Genomic DNA, 15,729 nt, shown 5'->3' with positions numbered 1-15,729 from the left:
ATTTAAAATTTGACATTTAAATTTAAGAGATATCTTTTTGCCAACTCGCTAAATTTATCTCTTGCACTAATTGGCGAGATAATGATAAAGTCAGGAAACCACCTACGAGCAAGCATTAAGATCATATCATCGCTTGTTATTTCAAAGGTGATCTTAGTCCAGCCGTTTTGCAAACTCTCTGCGATATTTTGAGTTTTAAAAAATTTCTTGACCTTAAAAAATTTTAAAATTTCATCACTTACCGCCACCTCACAAAGATACGGTTCACATTTATACCCATCCCAAAAGCTCTCTAAATTTCTGATGAAGTTTTCGGTATAGGTGCTTATATTAAAGGTATGAGAGTGGATATTGACTTTATCTATAAAGCAAAGTCTTATCACGCTAAAACCGTTATTTTGAGGGTATTGGGGGTTTATAACAGCTAGCTGCCAGTTGCCTTTGCAGTAAATTATCTTTAACACCTTAACCTCTTTTAACCACCTGCCCTCACTGTAAATATCACAATACTTTCTAAATTTTATAGCCTTTTTTAATTGGCTTAATATCTCTATGTTTATTGGTTTTTCATGTGGACTTCCTTTTATCAAAAATGCGTCGGCAAGCTCTTTACCAAGCTTATCATCGATACGCTTATACGCACTTGGCAAAACCTTTGTAAAGCCGGGGTTTATTATATGAAGAAGGTCGATTAATTTTTCAAACTCATCGCTCTCTTTTTGGCTTGGAAGCAAGACCGTGCTAAGCAGGTCTTTATCTACGGCGATGTAGTTTCCGCGGGAAGTTATCATGATTGAGTCTTCGCCAAAATACTCCCTTATATCACTTAAATATCGCCTTATCGTTCTTTCGCTAAGAGCTGTTTTTAAGGCGTAATTTTTAACATTTATCTCGCTGGTTTTAACCAGTTCTTTTAATAAATTTAAAAGTTCAAAGCTCTTTTTATTTTGCATTTTTCACCCTTCAAACTTACAAATTCTAGCAAATTTAGTTATTAAAAATTTATAAAATTTGACACAAGATAAGTAGTTTCACCATAGTGTCAAATTTTAAATTTAGAACATTCGCAAAATTACCAAAGTCCAAGCACTTTCCACCAAAGAGAGCCAACGCATGCCCAGATAAATAAATTTGCAGCCGTAGTGATAAAGCCGAGTCTCCACCACTCATTTTGCGTGACATATCCCGCACCAAAGATGATAGGAGCAGGTGCACCGCCGTAATGCGTGATAGGCATCATCAAATTTGAAGCAAATGCCAGCAAAAGCGCCACTAGCATAGCAGGTGCATTTGCAGCTATCGCAACCGCACCAAATGTCGCATACATCGCAGTGATATGTGCTGTAAGGCTTGCAAAAAAGTAATGCGTATACACATAAATAAGTAGCAAAATTCCAAGTGCAACAACCCAAGATATACCGCCTACAGCGCCCGCTGCGTAAGCTGCAAACCATTTTACAAAACCAAGCTTGCTAAGCCCACCCGCTAGCGTGATAAGAGAGCCCATCCATACAAGCGTATCCCAACCGCCCTTTTCAGCCAACACATCATCCCAACTAAGCACCTCAAAAACGACAAACACACAAACAGCAAGCAGTGCAACCGTAGTAGCGTTTAGTCCTGTTAAGCTACCGGTAGCCCAAAGTACTAACGCACCTACAAACACTCCTACTACAACCTTTTCACCATAGCTCATATCACCCATTTTTTCAAGCTCTGCCTTTGCTATGGCTTTACCTTCTGGGTATTGTTTAACCTCCGGCGGATAAATTTTATAAAGCAAGTAAGGTATCAAAGCTATAGAGACAAGACCTGGGAGCAAAGACGCTAAAGCCCAAAGCGTCCAAGAAATCTCCACATGAAATGTATCTGCCGCAAATTTTGCTATTAACGGGTTTGCCGCCATTGAAGTTAAAAACATCGCATTTGTTATAGTATTGCCTTGCCAAAGCGTCTGCATAAAAAATGCTCCAGCACGCTTTCTACTTCCGTCAGGCTCTGAACCTAAAGCACTGCTTAAACCTTTTACGATAGGAAATAATATACCGCCCGCTCTTGCTCCACTACTTGGCATCGCAGGAGATATGACAAGGTCGCTTAATACTATGCCATAGCCGATTTTAAGAGTGCTATCACCAACAAAGGAGATGATCTTATAAGCTATGCGTCTGCCAAGTCCTGTCTTTATAAATCCTCTTGCCAAAATAAAGGCACAAAATATAAGCCAAATGGTTGCATTTCCAAAACCAGCAAGCGCGTCTTTTACACTTAGAGTTTTTGTTAAGATAGCTATCGTAACGCCGATAAATGCTACAGCTCCGATAGGCAAAGGCTGCAAAATAAGTCCTAAGATAGTAGCAACAACGATAGCAAAAAGATGCCATGCATTTGGCGCTACTTCGACAGGATGAGGGCAAAACCATATTATAACACCCACTGCAATAACAATGAGAGATTTTGTTAATTTGTTCATCTTATATCCTTTTAAATTTCAAGGTATTTTATAGTTAGATACCGTGAAAATAAACCGCAAACTATTTTTAGACGCCCTTTGCTAGTGTGTAGTAAAATTTTAGTGTAAATAAAATATTTATTCATCAAGCCAAAAATTTTACAACTTCGCAAAGAGCCTCTAAAAGGGAGCGATTATTACTTTTTACTATCAGCTAGCACACGATCTACAAAAGCCGCACTCTCACCCACATAAAGCTCCGGATTCATTATCTTTTCAAGATCGGCTCTTGTAAAGTATTTTGCCACCTCATCACGCTCTAAAAGATCATCTATCACAGGTTTTCCGTCAGTAAAAGCTTTCATACAAACTTCATATACGATCTCGTGAGCACTTAGGCGCCCTAGCTTTTCCCCAAGATGAAGCATGACGGCTTCACTTAACATCGCACCTTTTAAAGCGTCCAAATTTCGTTTCATATTTTCAGGATAGACGATGAGATTTTCTAAAATATCGTTTTGTTTTTCAAGTGCAGCAGCTAGGCAAACAGAAGCGTGCGGCACGATATCCCACTCAACAGCCTCGCAACCCCAATCACGCTCATTTTCACACCCCATAACCTCTACAGCCAAAGGAGCTTGAGTACGCACTATGCGAGTTAGAGCGATAACACTTTCACAAACTTGAGGATTGCGCTTATGCGGCATCGTAGAGCTTCCTACTTTACCCATAAAAAACGGCTCTTCAACCTCGCAAATTTCAGTGCGCTGCAGGCTTAAAATTTCTCTAGCGATACGTCCGATAGTGCCTGCGATGATCGCCTCAAGGCTAACAAATTCAGCTATATGATCACGACTTGGATGCCATGAGATCACAGGAACATTTAATCCAAGATCAGCAAACATTAGTTCTTGCATCGCAAAACCTTTTCCCTCTTGAGAAGCCATAGTTCCTACCGCACCGCTTAGCTGACCGACAAAAAGGCGCGGCTTTATCTCTTCAAGACGCTCTAAGCTTCTTTTTATCTCTTGTGCCCACATGGCGACTTTAAAGCCAAATGTTATAGGAAGTGCGTGTATAACGTGAGTACGGCCAGCCATAACGGTATTTTTGTATTTTTGAGCGATCTTTAAACACTCATTATAAGTTTTTGTTAAAAGTTTTGTTAAAAGCGTGTGAGCTTCGCGAATTTGAAGCACCATACCGTTATCCATTATGTCTTGACTAGTCGCACCCCAATGCGCAAATTCACCGCTATCATCGTCAAAAACCTTTTTAAATTCTTTCAAAAGTGGCACGATCGTGATAGAACTTTTATAATTTTCACCTATCGCGTCGATGTCAAGCAACTGGGCTTTTGCGAATTTTGTTATCTGCTTTGCTTGATGCTCGGTAATGATACCAAGCTTTGCTTGTGCACGAGCAAGCGCAGCCTCTGTATCAAGCCATTTTTGCACACGATTTTCATCGCTAAAAATTTTTTTCATCTCTTCGCTTGCAAAAAGCACCCCAAAAACTCTACTGTCTATACTACTTGAAGCCATCTTATACTCCTTAGGTTGATTTTGTTGTGATTTGCAAATCTTTAGTGAAAGTATAACCGAGTGTGCGGACAAAAACTGACCGATAAGAAAGTAATATTAAATAAAATTTACAAAGATGGATTAGTTATAAAAATACAAAAATTTAAGCTTTATTCAAACAATATATGATATTATTATGATTTTAATTCTCAAAATAGGAGGAACTTATGCAGTTAAGTAAGGCTGTATCTATTTTATTATCAGGTGGGCTCTTTTGCTCTGTTTTGGCGCATGACTTTTGGGTAAGCGGAACAAATGAGGATAAATTTAATGCTCATATCGGCTATGGACACGACTTTCCAAAACCTGAAGCCATCCCCGAAAATAGAGTAAAACTCTTTAATCCTCTTTATATAGTTAAAAGCGGCGGTGAAAAAAGCGAGCTAAAACAAAACGGAGCAAATTACGAATTTCAAGGCTCAAAACTAGCAAACGGAAGCTATGTTTTAGCTGGGGATTATAAACCTACGTTTTGGACAAAAGACAGTGAAGGCAAGTGGCACATGGACGGCACTAAAGACAACGTCAAAAATAGCGCATTTTGCGAGCTTGCCGTGATGAATGCCAAACAAATCGTGATCGTTGGCGATAAAAAAGACGAATTTATCCACAAGCCTATCGGTCAAACTATCGAGATAGTCCCGCTTGATGATCCAAGAGATATTAAAGTAGATAAGCCTTTTAAAGTGCAGGTATTTTTAGAGGGCAAGCCGCTAAAAACCGGCAAAGTTACCGGAACTTTTGATGGATTTTTACAAGATAAGCACGCATTTTCCGGCACAACAGATCTAAAAGGTATCATCGAGATCGTAGCTTTAAGACCCGGAAAATGGCTACTTGAAGCAACTCACGAGAGAGACTATAAAGATCAAAACAAATGCGATGAAGAGATACTTCTTGCAACTCTTACGCTTGAGGTAAAAGACAAATAACAACTTCTAGCCCGTCAAATTTTTACAATGGCGGGCTTATTTATCACATTTTGGTAAAATATCTTAAATTTATATGCGAGAAATACAATGATAAAATTTAAGATAATTTACAAATTTGCACTTGTTTTCATGATATTTTTTACCGTTTGTTTTTTGCTATATTCCGGGGTAAAATTTAGCCTTGGCGAGTATAGCGATACTTTGACTACGGCTCATAAATTTTTAGGCTTTACACTGGGTTTTATTATCTTGCCTCATATCATCATCAATAGAAAAAAGCTCATAAAAATTCTAAACGAATTTTACGACCTTGCAAGCGCTAGTAAAAACCCATCTTTTTGCAACATGGACAGGCTAATAAAAGCACTTGAAAACTACACGATCGTAGAACTTGCTAAAAAAATGGAACTTGATGAGGATAAACTGTTTAACGCCATAAAAAACGGCGAAGTAAATATCAAAAACAAGTCCCAAACCCTAAGAGAGATAGCAAAGATAAACGATGAGAAAATTTTCTACACTCTTGTTTTGATTATGGAGCTTAAATTTGGCGGTAAAATTTCAGAAGAAAAGGCTTGTTCTTTTAATTAAAAGAGCGCATTAAGGCTGATTGTTGCTTGCGATTAGCTAGGATAAATTTAAATATTAAATCAAAATTTACGCTATGATTAACCACGGTTACTTTTCGTTTTATTAACAAAAAAGTGCTATCATCGCAAAAAAATAAAACAAAAAGGACATATATGAGAAAAATCCTCCTAACTCTCGTTTTCTTATCACTTAGTGCATTCGCAAACCAAAATTTCGAACAAAGTCTAACAAGCTGTATCACAAAAAGCAACGAAAACGCCTGCAAAGTCGTTACCGACACACTTGAAGCAAAATGCTACGTTGGCGATAGAGTATCTTGCTTTTTCTTAGCCGACATGCTAGGACGCGGACTTGGTATCTCAAAAGACGTAGTTAGATCATACGAGATGTTTAAGAAACAGTGCGAACAAGGAAGTAGCGAAGCATGCTACGAGCTATCGGTAAAATATCTGCAAGGAAACGGCACCGAACATAGCTTTGACCTCTCAGCTGCCGCACTTGAAAAAGCCTGCAAGCTAGGAAGCAAAAGAGCTTGCGATGTCCTTGCTTTAGTTCCTAACGAATAACTCTTAGCCGACCCATGTCGGCTCTTTTTAATCCTTTTAAATTTAAAAATTTTATATCTAAACTTAAAAATATTTTTATTAATAAAAAGTAAATTTTTATTTTAAGAATTTACTTGAAATTTATGCTCATATATACAAAAAATACACATGACCAATATATCTTAAATTTAAATTTATCAATATTTTCTTCGATAAAAAGCCAAAATAAGTATTAATTTTTTACTATCTTAAAATAATATAAATTAACAATATTAGTATAAAAAATACAAAATATGTCAGATAGCTGACAGTAATTTTCTATAAATTCATATAAAATGACATGAAAATTTAATAGAAAGGGGTTAAATAAGATGAAAACTAGGTTTTATCCTGATAAATTTAAATTAAAAAAATTTTTCAGTATAGAGCATGAAATTTCATCTATTTTTGGTGTGATTTTTAACAAAAATCTAAAATCAAACAGACAAAAACTCGATGAAACGAGCGATGTCGGTGCTAGGAGGATTTATGAAGCAGCATAAATTTGTAATCGCCGATTATAAGCGCTGCATAGGTTGCGCCACATGCATGGCAGCCTGTTTTAAAAGCGCTTATGAGCGAGGCAAACTCTCTAAAGCAAGACTGGCAGTTCTTCGTCAAGCAGCAGGTGTCATGCCGACACAATGCCGCCAATGCGACGATGGACCTTGTGCAAATGTCTGCCCTACGGGAGCACTTAGGTTTAACGATGACTGTATCGAGCTTCACGAAGAGATATGTATAGGCTGTAAGCTATGCACTATCGCGTGTCCTTACGGTGCTATCACTTCAAATGCCGAGCTAATGCCTTCGGTAAATTACGCAGTTGAGCCTAAGTATTATCTTGAGGTAGAGTCTCAAGCAGGTGCGAAAAATATCGCCATAAAATGTGACATGTGCTACGGAAGAGAGGGAGGACCGGCTTGCGTTGAAGTCTGTCCGACAAGCGCGCTTTTGATGATAAGCCCAAAAGACGGCAATCACAAACTAGGCAAAAGAGCGACTTCTCAGATCACCGACGCTTTCATGCAAAAAATTTTACAGGAGGCGTGAGATGATAACTGTTTATATGTTATTTGTTGTTAGTGCGATTGCTAGCATATGTCTTTATTATGCGCCTAAACTAGCCGTCAAGGTCGGCTTTGGACTAAGTGCACTAAGTTGTTTTTATGCAATGTATCATTTTGTAAACAATATGGGCGTTAGCGATAGCTTCGTCTTAGGCGGAAATTTCTTATACGCTCCAAATTTTGCGCTAACTCCGCTTGGAAATTTCTTTAGCTTTGTTGTTGTTTTCATCGGTTTTGCAAGCAGTGTTTACGGCATGAGCTACGCGGAAGAATACATCAAAAAAGCAAATGTCGGAGTCTTTGCTAGCTTGTTTAGCACATTTATCTTATCTATGCTTTTGGTTATCAGCGCAAACAACGTCTTTTGCTTTATCGTTTTATGGGAGCTTATGACGCTTATATCATCATTTTTGATCCTAGTAAATGACGGCAAAGGCACGCTAAGAGCGGTTATGATATACCTTGGTATAGCGCAAGTTGGTGCGTTTTGTATCACATGCGGTTTGCTTATCATCGCTTATTACGCCAAAAGTGCGGAATTTAGCGAGTGGGTAAACTTTAGTATGCCATTTACCGCCTCTGTTGTTACGTTCGTACTTTTTTTGGTTGGATTTGGCTCAAAAGCTGGTATGTGGCCGTTTCACGTATGGCTCCCTCTTGCTCACCCGGCGGCTCCGTCAAACGTATCTGCTCTAATGAGCGGAGTTATGATAAAAGTGGCTTTATTTACGCTTGTTAAATTTACTCTATTTTTACCGCTTAGCACATATTTTGGTCTTACCATCTTGCTCCTTGGTGCCGCAAGTTCGTTATTTGGCGTTTTATATGCTCTTTGCCAACACGACTATAAAGCCCTTCTTGCTTACCACTCAGTAGAAAACATAGGTATCATCTTGCTAGGACTTGGCACAGGAATTTACGGTGTAGCGGCTTCTAACCCGACTTTGGCAGCGATAGGATTTTTAGCCGGTTGTTATCACGTAGTAAACCACGCTATATTTAAAGGTTTGCTGTTTCTTTGCGCGGGATCGGTACTTCATGCTACACATACAAGAGATATGGACGTGCTTGGTGGACTTGCCAAAAAGATGCCTTGGACTAGCATTGGTATGTTCATAGGTATTATGGGTATTGCCGCTCTTCCTCCTGTAAACGGCTTTGTTTCAGAGTGGCTTACTTATCAAGGTATGCTTCAAGGCGCAATGGGCGATGGAGTTATCGTAAGGTATTCATTTACTCTAGCCGTAGTCGCACTAGCACTTACCGGAGTATTAGTCGGTATGCACCTAAAACTTTACGCGGTAATATTTGCAGGAACCCCAAGAGATAAGAAAATTTGGGATAACGCAAAAGAGAGTCCAACAGGAATGGTGCTTGGCATGGTTATCTTGATGATAGGTTGTGTTGGTTTTGGCTTAGGAGCTAATGTTATAGTTGATTATATAATGCAAGCTGTAAATTCAATAACCGTTAGCGGATACGACGCGAGTTTGGGCTCAACAGCTATAGTTTCTCCTATGGGAAGTTATGTTTCAACTCCGCTTATAGCTATAGTGCTTGGCTCAACCATGATACTTCCTTTTGTAATACTTGCCATAATGAAAGCAAACAGAACAACCCCTAGAGAGACAGACCCTTGGGCTTGTGGCTTTAAGTATAGCTCACGTATGCAAATGACAGGCGGTCCTTTTACAGGTGATCTTAGAAAGATTATGGATTGGTTATTTAAAGGACATAAAAAAGTCTTTTCACACGGATATTTTTCACCGGTAGAGTATCACAATCACCCGCAAGATATTTGGTGGGGACTGATATATAACCCTATCATCGAGTGGTGCAAAAAGATAGCCGATAAGATCGGTATAGTTCAAAGTGGATACACAAATGTTTATGCGCTTTATATACTAATTTATCTATGCGCTATCCTTGCCATCGGTTATTTTTTGGTTTAGGGGGCTAAGATGCAAACTATACTTTTAATGATACTTCAAGTCGTGGTTATCGTTTTGGTCGCTCCTTTATTTGACGGCATGGCAAGAAAACTAAGAGCCAAACTCCAGTCAAAACAAGGTAGCGATATATTTCAAACATATCGCGATATTATAAAACTTTTCAAACGCGGTAGAACAGTGCCTGAATGCTCTCACTGGGTATTCAGATGGGCTCCGTTCTTTTTATTTGCAACTTCGGCTGCAATACTTGCCGCCATACCTATAACTTATAATCAAAACATGGGATATGGTGCGTATTCAGATATTTTTGTCATCATATATCTTGAAGCACTACTTCGTTTTGTATTTGGTGCAGCCTCTATGGATAGCGGTAACCCGTTTGCGGCAACAGGTGGCGGCAGAGAGCAGATGCTTGGCGTTTATGTCGAGCCTGTTATGATAATGTGTCTTATAGTTGTCATGCTAGCTGCAGGCACTTCAAATTTAGTAACCATACAAGAACTTGTAAAAACAGGAGCTATCGGATATCAAATTCCAAGCTTTGCCGTTGCTTCGATAGCATTTTTATGGTGTATGTATGTTGAAACGGGCAGAAAGCCGTTTGACCTAGCGGAAGCCGAACAAGAGCTTCAAGAGGGCTTACTTGGCGAATACGCCGGTAGCGACTTAGGGCTTGTTCAAGCCGCGCTTATATTAAAACAATTCGCAATGATAGGTTTGTTTCTAACGATATTTGAACCATGGAATTTTAACAACCCTATCCTGGCGCTGATCATCTTTGTTTTAAAAGCAGGAGTGTTTTACGTAGCAGCCGTCTTTATAGACAACTTCGGTCCTCGTTTTAGAATGACCTCAAGCATGCGCAAAAACGCTCTAGCGGCACTTGCTATTTCTTTTATAGCACTAACACTTTATATAGTAGGAGCTTAAGATGGCAACGATAGACTTTTTAGCGATTTGCATGATCGTAACCTCTTTAGCGGTATTTGGACTTAGAAATTTAAAAGCTTCGGTGGCGATTTATGCCGTGCAAACTCTGCTTTTGGTTACTATATTTTTCCTACTTGCGTCAGAATTTAGCGCACAACAACTTAGCACTTGGGCAGTCGTAGCCTTTTTTACAAAGGTTATTTTTGTTCCGGCTATTTTGTTTTGGCTTATAAAAAAGCTAAATGTAATAAGTGAAGACGAGCCTGTAGGGGGATTTTTCGTAAGTCCGATTATAGCGATGGGTTTTAGCCTTGCCATTGCCATGAGCATACATAATATCTTTTTAGAATTCTCTCTTATAAAAGAAGAAATTTTGCTTATAGCGGCTGGAACAGTGTTTATGATGGGAATTTTTGGCTTTATGCTTAGAAATTCATTTATCAAACAAATTTTAGCCTACTGCTTGTTTGAAAACGGTATCCATTTAAGCCTTGCGCTTATGGCTTATAATTCACACGAGTTAGTTGAGCTTGGTATCTTAACGGACGCGATCTTCGCGGTTATTATAATGAGTATTTTAGCGGTTAGGTTTTACAAAGCCTACAACAGCCTTGATACTTCTAAAGCTTCAAATTTAAGGGGTTAAAGATGGACAGTTTAACTTTAATACTAATCCTACCGCTCCTTGGTGCATTGATAATATTTTTAAGTCCTAAGAATTTCGGGATCTTAAGCACACTTCATGTGATAATTTCAGCCATAACCTCAGCAGTCTTGCTTGCTAATGTATGCAAGGTGCTTGGTGGAGAAACACTATATAGCTATGATAGCTTTTTGTTTCTTGACAGTTTAGGTTGCGTGTTTTTGGTGCTTATAGCAGTTACTGGATTTTTAGTAAATTTATACTCTACAACCTATATGAAATGGGAATTTGAAGAGGGTCATATAAATTTATGCGATCTTAAAAAATACTATGCGCTTAGCCATGTATTTGTATTTACAATGAGTCTAAGCGTTATTTGCAATAACGTTGCGTTTATGTGGGCGGCTATAGAGGCTACAACGTTAGCTTCTGTGTTTTTGGTTGCTATACACAAAGATCAAAAATCAACCGAAAGCGGATACAAATACATAGTGCTTTGCTCTATCGGTCTTGCCTTTGCGCTTTATGCTACGGTATTACTTTACTCAGCAACCTTTTCAAATATCGGCAACGGTGAGCACGCTATGCTTTGGACAAGCATAATGGATCACGCCAAAGACCTAAACGGCGATGCTGCAAAGCTTATTTTTATCTTTGCACTAATAGGCTTTGGAACAAAAGCCGGACTTGCTCCAACTCACACCTGGTTGCCCGATGTTCACGCACAAGGCCCTGCGCCTATCTCGGCTCTACTTTCAGGTGTTCTTTTAAAATGCGCCATGCTTGCGCTATTTAGATACTATGCAGTTACGGCTGAAGCAGTTGGCTTTGAGTTTGTTCAAAGTGTTATGCTAGTTTCTGGCACTATCACGCTTTTTGTAGCGGGAATTTTTCTAATTAGACAGCATGACGTAAAAAGAATGTTTGCTTATCACTCAGTAGTTCACATGGGCGTTATAGCATTTGCCCTTGGTATAGGCGGAGAATTTGGTCTATTTGCAGCGATATTTCACTGCTTAGCTCACAGCTTCACTAAGGCGCTAGCATTTTGTTCAACAGGCAATATCGCAAGAATTTATGGTCATAAAGACATGAGCAAAATGGGCGGTATGATAAAGATAGCTCCGATCACGACGATACTTTTTGGTGCGTCGGTTTGTTCGCTAGTAGGCGTGCCTGCGTTTGCGATATTTGTTAGCGAATTTCTAGTCTTTAAGGGCGCTATCGCAAGCGGTCAATTCATAGCGGTAGGACTTTTTGCTATCGCTCTTGCTATCATTTTTATAGCTGACTTTTCACACTTTAACATGGCGAGTTTTGGCGAGCCAAAAGATGTGGTTGTTCATGCAAAAGAGATGAGCTTAATGGAAAATTTACCGCTTATTGCACTTTGTGTGCTCATCATCGTTTTTGGCGTATGGCATGTAGATAGCTTTTACACCTTGGTTGAAAACGGTGTCAAAATTTTAATGAGGGGTTGAGGATGCGTGGCGATAAATTTATAGAAATTTTAAGAACGAAAGTAAAAGTGCTAGAGGTTACACGTCAAGCAGATGACCAAGTAACGGTCTTGGTAGATAGAAATGACCTGCCTCTTGCCGTAAAAACGCTTTATTATGACATAGGCGGTTTTTTAAGCACAATGATACCAAACGACGAGCGCGAGATAAACGGTAACTTCGCACTTTATTACGCTATTTCAATGGAAGGCGGCAAGATGAGCGAAGATGATGATTTTGCAGCCCAAGATAAGTGTTTTATCACTGTTAAGGCGCTTATCCCTGCAAGTGATCCGACTTTTCCGTCCGTTACTCCACATGTTCCTGCATGTGTTTGGTATGAAAGAGAAGCCTTTGACATGTTTGGCCTTATAGCAGAGGGACTTCCTGATAAAAGACGTTTGGTTTTAGCCGACGACTGGCCGGACGGACTTCATCCTCTTCGCAAAGATGCGATGGACTATCGTTACAGACCAGATCCAGTTGCCCATCAAGACGAGCCTGATGCTGCATTTCTGTTTCCTAGCGGAGATAGCGTAGTTGATGTTCCGCTTGGACCACTTCATGTAACAAGTGACGAGCCCGGACACTTTAGGTTATTCTGCGACGGAGATGAGATAATCGACGCCGACTACCGCCTGTTTTATCAACACAGAGGTATGGAAAAACTAGCAGAAAACCGCATGAACTACGACCAAATGGGATACTTAGCAGAGAGGGTCTGTGGAATTTGCGGTTACGCTCACGCGATAGCTTGCATAGAGGCTGCAGAAAAGGCGATCAACCTTGAAATTCCTCTTCGTGCACAAGCTATACGCGTAGTTTGCCTTGAGATCGAGCGTCTTCACAGCCATCTTTTAAATATCGGCTTAGCATGCGAGGTTACCGGCAACTATAACGCTTTCATGCATATATTTAGAGTGCGCGAATACTCCATGGAGCTAGCCCAACTTGTAACAGGAGGTAGAAAGACTTACGGCAACGTTATCATGGGCGGTTTAAGGCGCGATATGACAAACAACGAGATCAAAAAATCTATCGAAATAATCAACAATCTCGAAGTTCAAATAGATGAAATTTGGGATGCCGTCATGGAAGATAAACGTCAGATAGGACGTTGGAAAGGCGTTGGAATTTTAGATCGTCAAGTAGCAAGGGATTTTAGCCCCGTTGGTCCAAACATGAGAGCAAGCGGCTTTAAGCGCGATAACAGATACGATCATCCTTACGACTTCTTCAAGCAATTAGAATTTAAAGTAGCCGTAGAGCATGGTTGCGATGTATTTAGTCGTGAGATGGTGCGATATAAAGAGCTAAAAGAGTCTATTAGTATCATTCGCCAATGCTTTGAGCTAATGCCTCAAACTCCTATCATGATAGATCCTAAAACCATGATACGACCGGAAAATTTTGCCCTAGGTCATGACGAAGCACCGCGCGGTGAAAATGTCCACTGGATCATGCAAGGAAGCGCACAAAAAGTATACCGCTGGAGATGTCGTGCCGCCACTTATAACAACTGGCCAAGCCTAAGATATCAATTTAGGGGCAACAATATAGCCGATGCGGCACTTATCGTTTGCTCGCTTGACCCTTGCTACTCATGCACCGAACGTGTGACGCTAGTTGATGTTAGGAGTAAAAAAAGTAAAATTCTAACGGAAAAAGACCTTAAAAAATTCTGCCAAATAGGCGGGGTTAGCAAAAAGGATTTAAAATGATGAAGCTTTTTGACATCACTGAAAAATACGGAAAAGCGACTTACGCTTATCCATTTGAACCATATAAAGTTCATGCAAATTTCCGCGGTCAGCCGCACTATACATATGAGCTTTGCATAGGCTGTGCGGCTTGTGGCATAGCTTGTCCGAGTAATGCGATCGAGGTAAAGATGAACGATACGCAAGATAGGCTAATTTGGCAGTTTGACTGCGCTAGATGTATATTTTGCGGTCGTTGCGACGAGGTTTGCCCTACAGGTGCGGTTAGACTTAGCGATAGTTTTGAACTAGCCGTTAAATTTGATAAAAGCGCACTTATACAAAGAGGCGAACTTGAGATGCAAACTTGCAAATGTTGCGGCAAGCCTTTTACGCCAAAAAGACTTATAGACTTTGCAGCACAAAAGCTAGAAACGGCAAATTTATTGCCCGGTAGATTTGAGGAGGCAAAAGAGTATTTACAAATTTGTCCCGAATGCAAAAAAGCGACGGCGGTTAAAAATTTAACCACTGGCGTTGATATGATAGTGAAGTAAGGGGGATAAGATGAGTTTATATCAAGTTCCTGAAGATATAAAAAACGCAAATGACCTAACCGCAAAGCTAGAGCACTTAAAAAATATCCAAAGAAGCTTTAGTGTTTATCGTATAGACTGCGGAAGTTGCAACGGTTGCGAGATAGAAATTTTTGCAGCGATCACACCTATGTGGGATCCAGAGAGATTTGGTTTTAAACTAGTCGCAAATCCTCGCCACGCCGACATTCTCATTTGCACTGGCCCAGTAACAAGACAGATGTATTATCCTCTTCTTCGCGCTTATGAAGCCGCTCCTGATCCTAAGATAGTAGTAGCTCTTGGCGCATGCGGAAGTAGCGGAGGAATTTTTCACGATGCATATAGTGTTTGGGGCGGTATAGATAAAGTTTTACCGGTTGATGTATATATCCCGGGCTGTCCTCCTCACCCGGCAGGTGTGATATATGGGCTTGGCATGGCACTTGGGATAATTGATCAAAAATTACAGAAAAAAAGCTATGAAAACGACACGACAAAAGCACCGCAAGTAGAAAAGTCCATAATGGGCGACATACTTTTTGAACGAGATTTGCACGCTGAAGCAAAACGGCTTATGAGTTATGTATTTGGTCGCGAACTCTTTGCTAAATACATGCAAGCTATCAAAGGTTCAAGCGATGTAAAAAACCCAGATGTCACGACTAAAGTTATGATAGAGGCTATCCACCGTGAAGAAGACCCAAGATATGCAGAGTGCATGGCAAGACTTCACAATAGCGTATATATAAAATACGCAAGCGCCGATCCAAGCCATACAATAGACTTTAACAAAGAAGTTTGGGATAAAAGATGATACAAATTTACAAACTCACAAAAAGACACATGGACGAAAACGAAAAGATGCCAAAAGAGCTTAAGGACATTAAGCTCTTTTCAACTTGCGTTGGACACGGTGTTGGGACGATAGACTTTAGCGAGAAAGTCGGTGAGCTTAGCCAAGAGGAATTTGATGAAATTATAAAAAATTCCGGCGAATACGTTAAATTTAAGATAGGAAATTTAAGTAAGTATTTTGAAGTTGAAATTTTTAGAGAACACGCCGCAAAGTTAATACCTCAGCTTTGCGAATGTAGCTTAAAAGAAATTTTATCAAATTTACGTGAAGGCTATTTGGTCATAAGAAAGGACTTCTAGCTTTTTAATTTATGCTTTGCAAGCAAGTTTTAATTAGCGTATTAAGAAGTAAGCAAAAGG

Annotated in this window: 16 protein-coding genes; 13 read left to right on the top strand and 3 right to left on the bottom strand. The window is 39.7% G+C overall.

Annotation, left to right across the window (positions count from 1 at the left end; all coding sequences use genetic code 11):
• Positions 1 to 2 precede the first annotated feature (2 nt).
• From CCAL9328_RS03255 to purB, 3 genes are all read right to left on the bottom strand, one after another.
• Positions 3 to 953, bottom strand: a complete 951-nt coding sequence (locus tag CCAL9328_RS03255; protein WP_169971858.1) for a WYL domain-containing protein — start codon at positions 951 to 953, stop codon at positions 3 to 5.
• Positions 954 to 1,072: 119 nt separating this feature from the next.
• The gene (locus tag CCAL9328_RS03250) at positions 1,073 to 2,473 is read right to left on the bottom strand and encodes an anion permease (RefSeq protein WP_169999974.1); all 1,401 of its coding nucleotides are present in this window, start codon (positions 2,471 to 2,473) and stop codon (positions 1,073 to 1,075) included.
• 176 nt (positions 2,474 to 2,649) lie between these two features.
• Positions 2,650 to 3,996: an adenylosuccinate lyase gene (gene purB, locus CCAL9328_RS03245; RefSeq protein WP_169999973.1), complete on the bottom strand. Its 1,347-nt coding sequence runs from the start codon at positions 3,994 to 3,996 to the stop codon at positions 2,650 to 2,652.
• 206 nt (positions 3,997 to 4,202) lie between these two features.
• Here purB and CCAL9328_RS03240 point away from each other — a divergent pair, with 206 nt between their 5' ends.
• The 13 genes from CCAL9328_RS03240 to CCAL9328_RS03180 all read left to right on the top strand — a co-directional run bounded on the left by CCAL9328_RS03240 (position 4,203) and on the right by CCAL9328_RS03180 (position 15,669).
• The gene (locus CCAL9328_RS03240) at positions 4,203 to 4,967 is read left to right on the top strand and encodes a DUF4198 domain-containing protein (protein WP_169937522.1); all 765 of its coding nucleotides are present in this window, start codon (positions 4,203 to 4,205) and stop codon (positions 4,965 to 4,967) included.
• An 87-nt stretch (positions 4,968 to 5,054) separates the two neighbouring features.
• Positions 5,055 to 5,558 (top strand): chemotaxis protein, encoded by a 504-nt coding sequence (locus CCAL9328_RS03235; protein ID WP_169937524.1) that lies wholly within the window; start codon positions 5,055 to 5,057, stop codon positions 5,556 to 5,558.
• 152 nt (positions 5,559 to 5,710) lie between these two features.
• Entirely contained in the window at positions 5,711 to 6,124 is a 414-nt protein-coding gene (locus CCAL9328_RS03230) for a tetratricopeptide repeat protein (RefSeq protein WP_169937526.1), read from the top strand.
• A gap of 350 nt (positions 6,125 to 6,474) precedes the next feature.
• Positions 6,475 to 6,645 (top strand): hypothetical protein, encoded by a 171-nt coding sequence (locus CCAL9328_RS03225; RefSeq protein WP_169999972.1) that lies wholly within the window; start codon positions 6,475 to 6,477, stop codon positions 6,643 to 6,645.
• Positions 6,632 to 7,195, top strand: coding sequence for a 4Fe-4S dicluster domain-containing protein (locus CCAL9328_RS03220; RefSeq protein ID WP_169937530.1), 564 nt, complete (start codon positions 6,632 to 6,634; stop codon positions 7,193 to 7,195). The genes CCAL9328_RS03225 and CCAL9328_RS03220 overlap by 14 nt, the downstream gene beginning before the upstream one ends.
• 1 nt (position 7,196) lies before the next feature.
• Complete coding sequence (locus CCAL9328_RS03215) at positions 7,197 to 9,164, top strand: proton-conducting transporter transmembrane domain-containing protein (protein ID WP_169999971.1); 1,968 nt, start codon at positions 7,197 to 7,199, stop codon at positions 9,162 to 9,164.
• Between the two features lie 9 nt (positions 9,165 to 9,173).
• The gene (locus CCAL9328_RS03210) at positions 9,174 to 10,094 is read left to right on the top strand and encodes a respiratory chain complex I subunit 1 family protein (protein WP_169999970.1); all 921 of its coding nucleotides are present in this window, start codon (positions 9,174 to 9,176) and stop codon (positions 10,092 to 10,094) included.
• A gap of 1 nt (position 10,095) precedes the next feature.
• Positions 10,096 to 10,740 (top strand): hydrogenase 4 membrane subunit, encoded by a 645-nt coding sequence (gene hyfE, locus CCAL9328_RS03205; RefSeq protein WP_169937535.1) that lies wholly within the window; start codon positions 10,096 to 10,098, stop codon positions 10,738 to 10,740.
• A gap of 2 nt (positions 10,741 to 10,742) precedes the next feature.
• Positions 10,743 to 12,218 (top strand): hydrogenase 4 subunit F, encoded by a 1,476-nt coding sequence (locus CCAL9328_RS03200; protein WP_169971863.1) that lies wholly within the window; start codon positions 10,743 to 10,745, stop codon positions 12,216 to 12,218.
• Between the two features lie 2 nt (positions 12,219 to 12,220).
• On the top strand, positions 12,221 to 13,957 hold the full coding sequence (locus tag CCAL9328_RS03195; RefSeq protein ID WP_169971864.1) for a hydrogenase large subunit: 1,737 nt from the start codon (positions 12,221 to 12,223) through the stop codon (positions 13,955 to 13,957).
• Positions 13,954 to 14,493 carry a formate hydrogenlyase complex iron-sulfur subunit gene (locus CCAL9328_RS03190; protein WP_169971865.1) on the top strand — a complete coding sequence of 180 codons (540 nt, stop codon included), beginning with the start codon at positions 13,954 to 13,956 and terminating at the stop codon, positions 14,491 to 14,493. The genes CCAL9328_RS03195 and CCAL9328_RS03190 overlap by 4 nt, the downstream gene beginning before the upstream one ends.
• 10 nt (positions 14,494 to 14,503) lie before the next feature.
• Positions 14,504 to 15,328: an NADH-quinone oxidoreductase subunit B family protein gene (locus CCAL9328_RS03185; RefSeq protein WP_169971866.1), complete on the top strand. Its 825-nt coding sequence runs from the start codon at positions 14,504 to 14,506 to the stop codon at positions 15,326 to 15,328.
• A complete protein-coding gene (locus CCAL9328_RS03180) occupies positions 15,325 to 15,669 on the top strand; it encodes a formate hydrogenlyase maturation HycH family protein (protein WP_169937544.1) in 345 nt (114 codons plus the stop codon). Before CCAL9328_RS03185 ends, CCAL9328_RS03180 begins: the two co-directional genes overlap by 4 nt.
• Positions 15,670 to 15,729: the final 60 nt, after the last annotated feature.

This window comes from Campylobacter sp. RM9328, from assembly GCF_012978615.1.
This window is presented reverse-complemented; position numbering and strand designations above follow the sequence as displayed.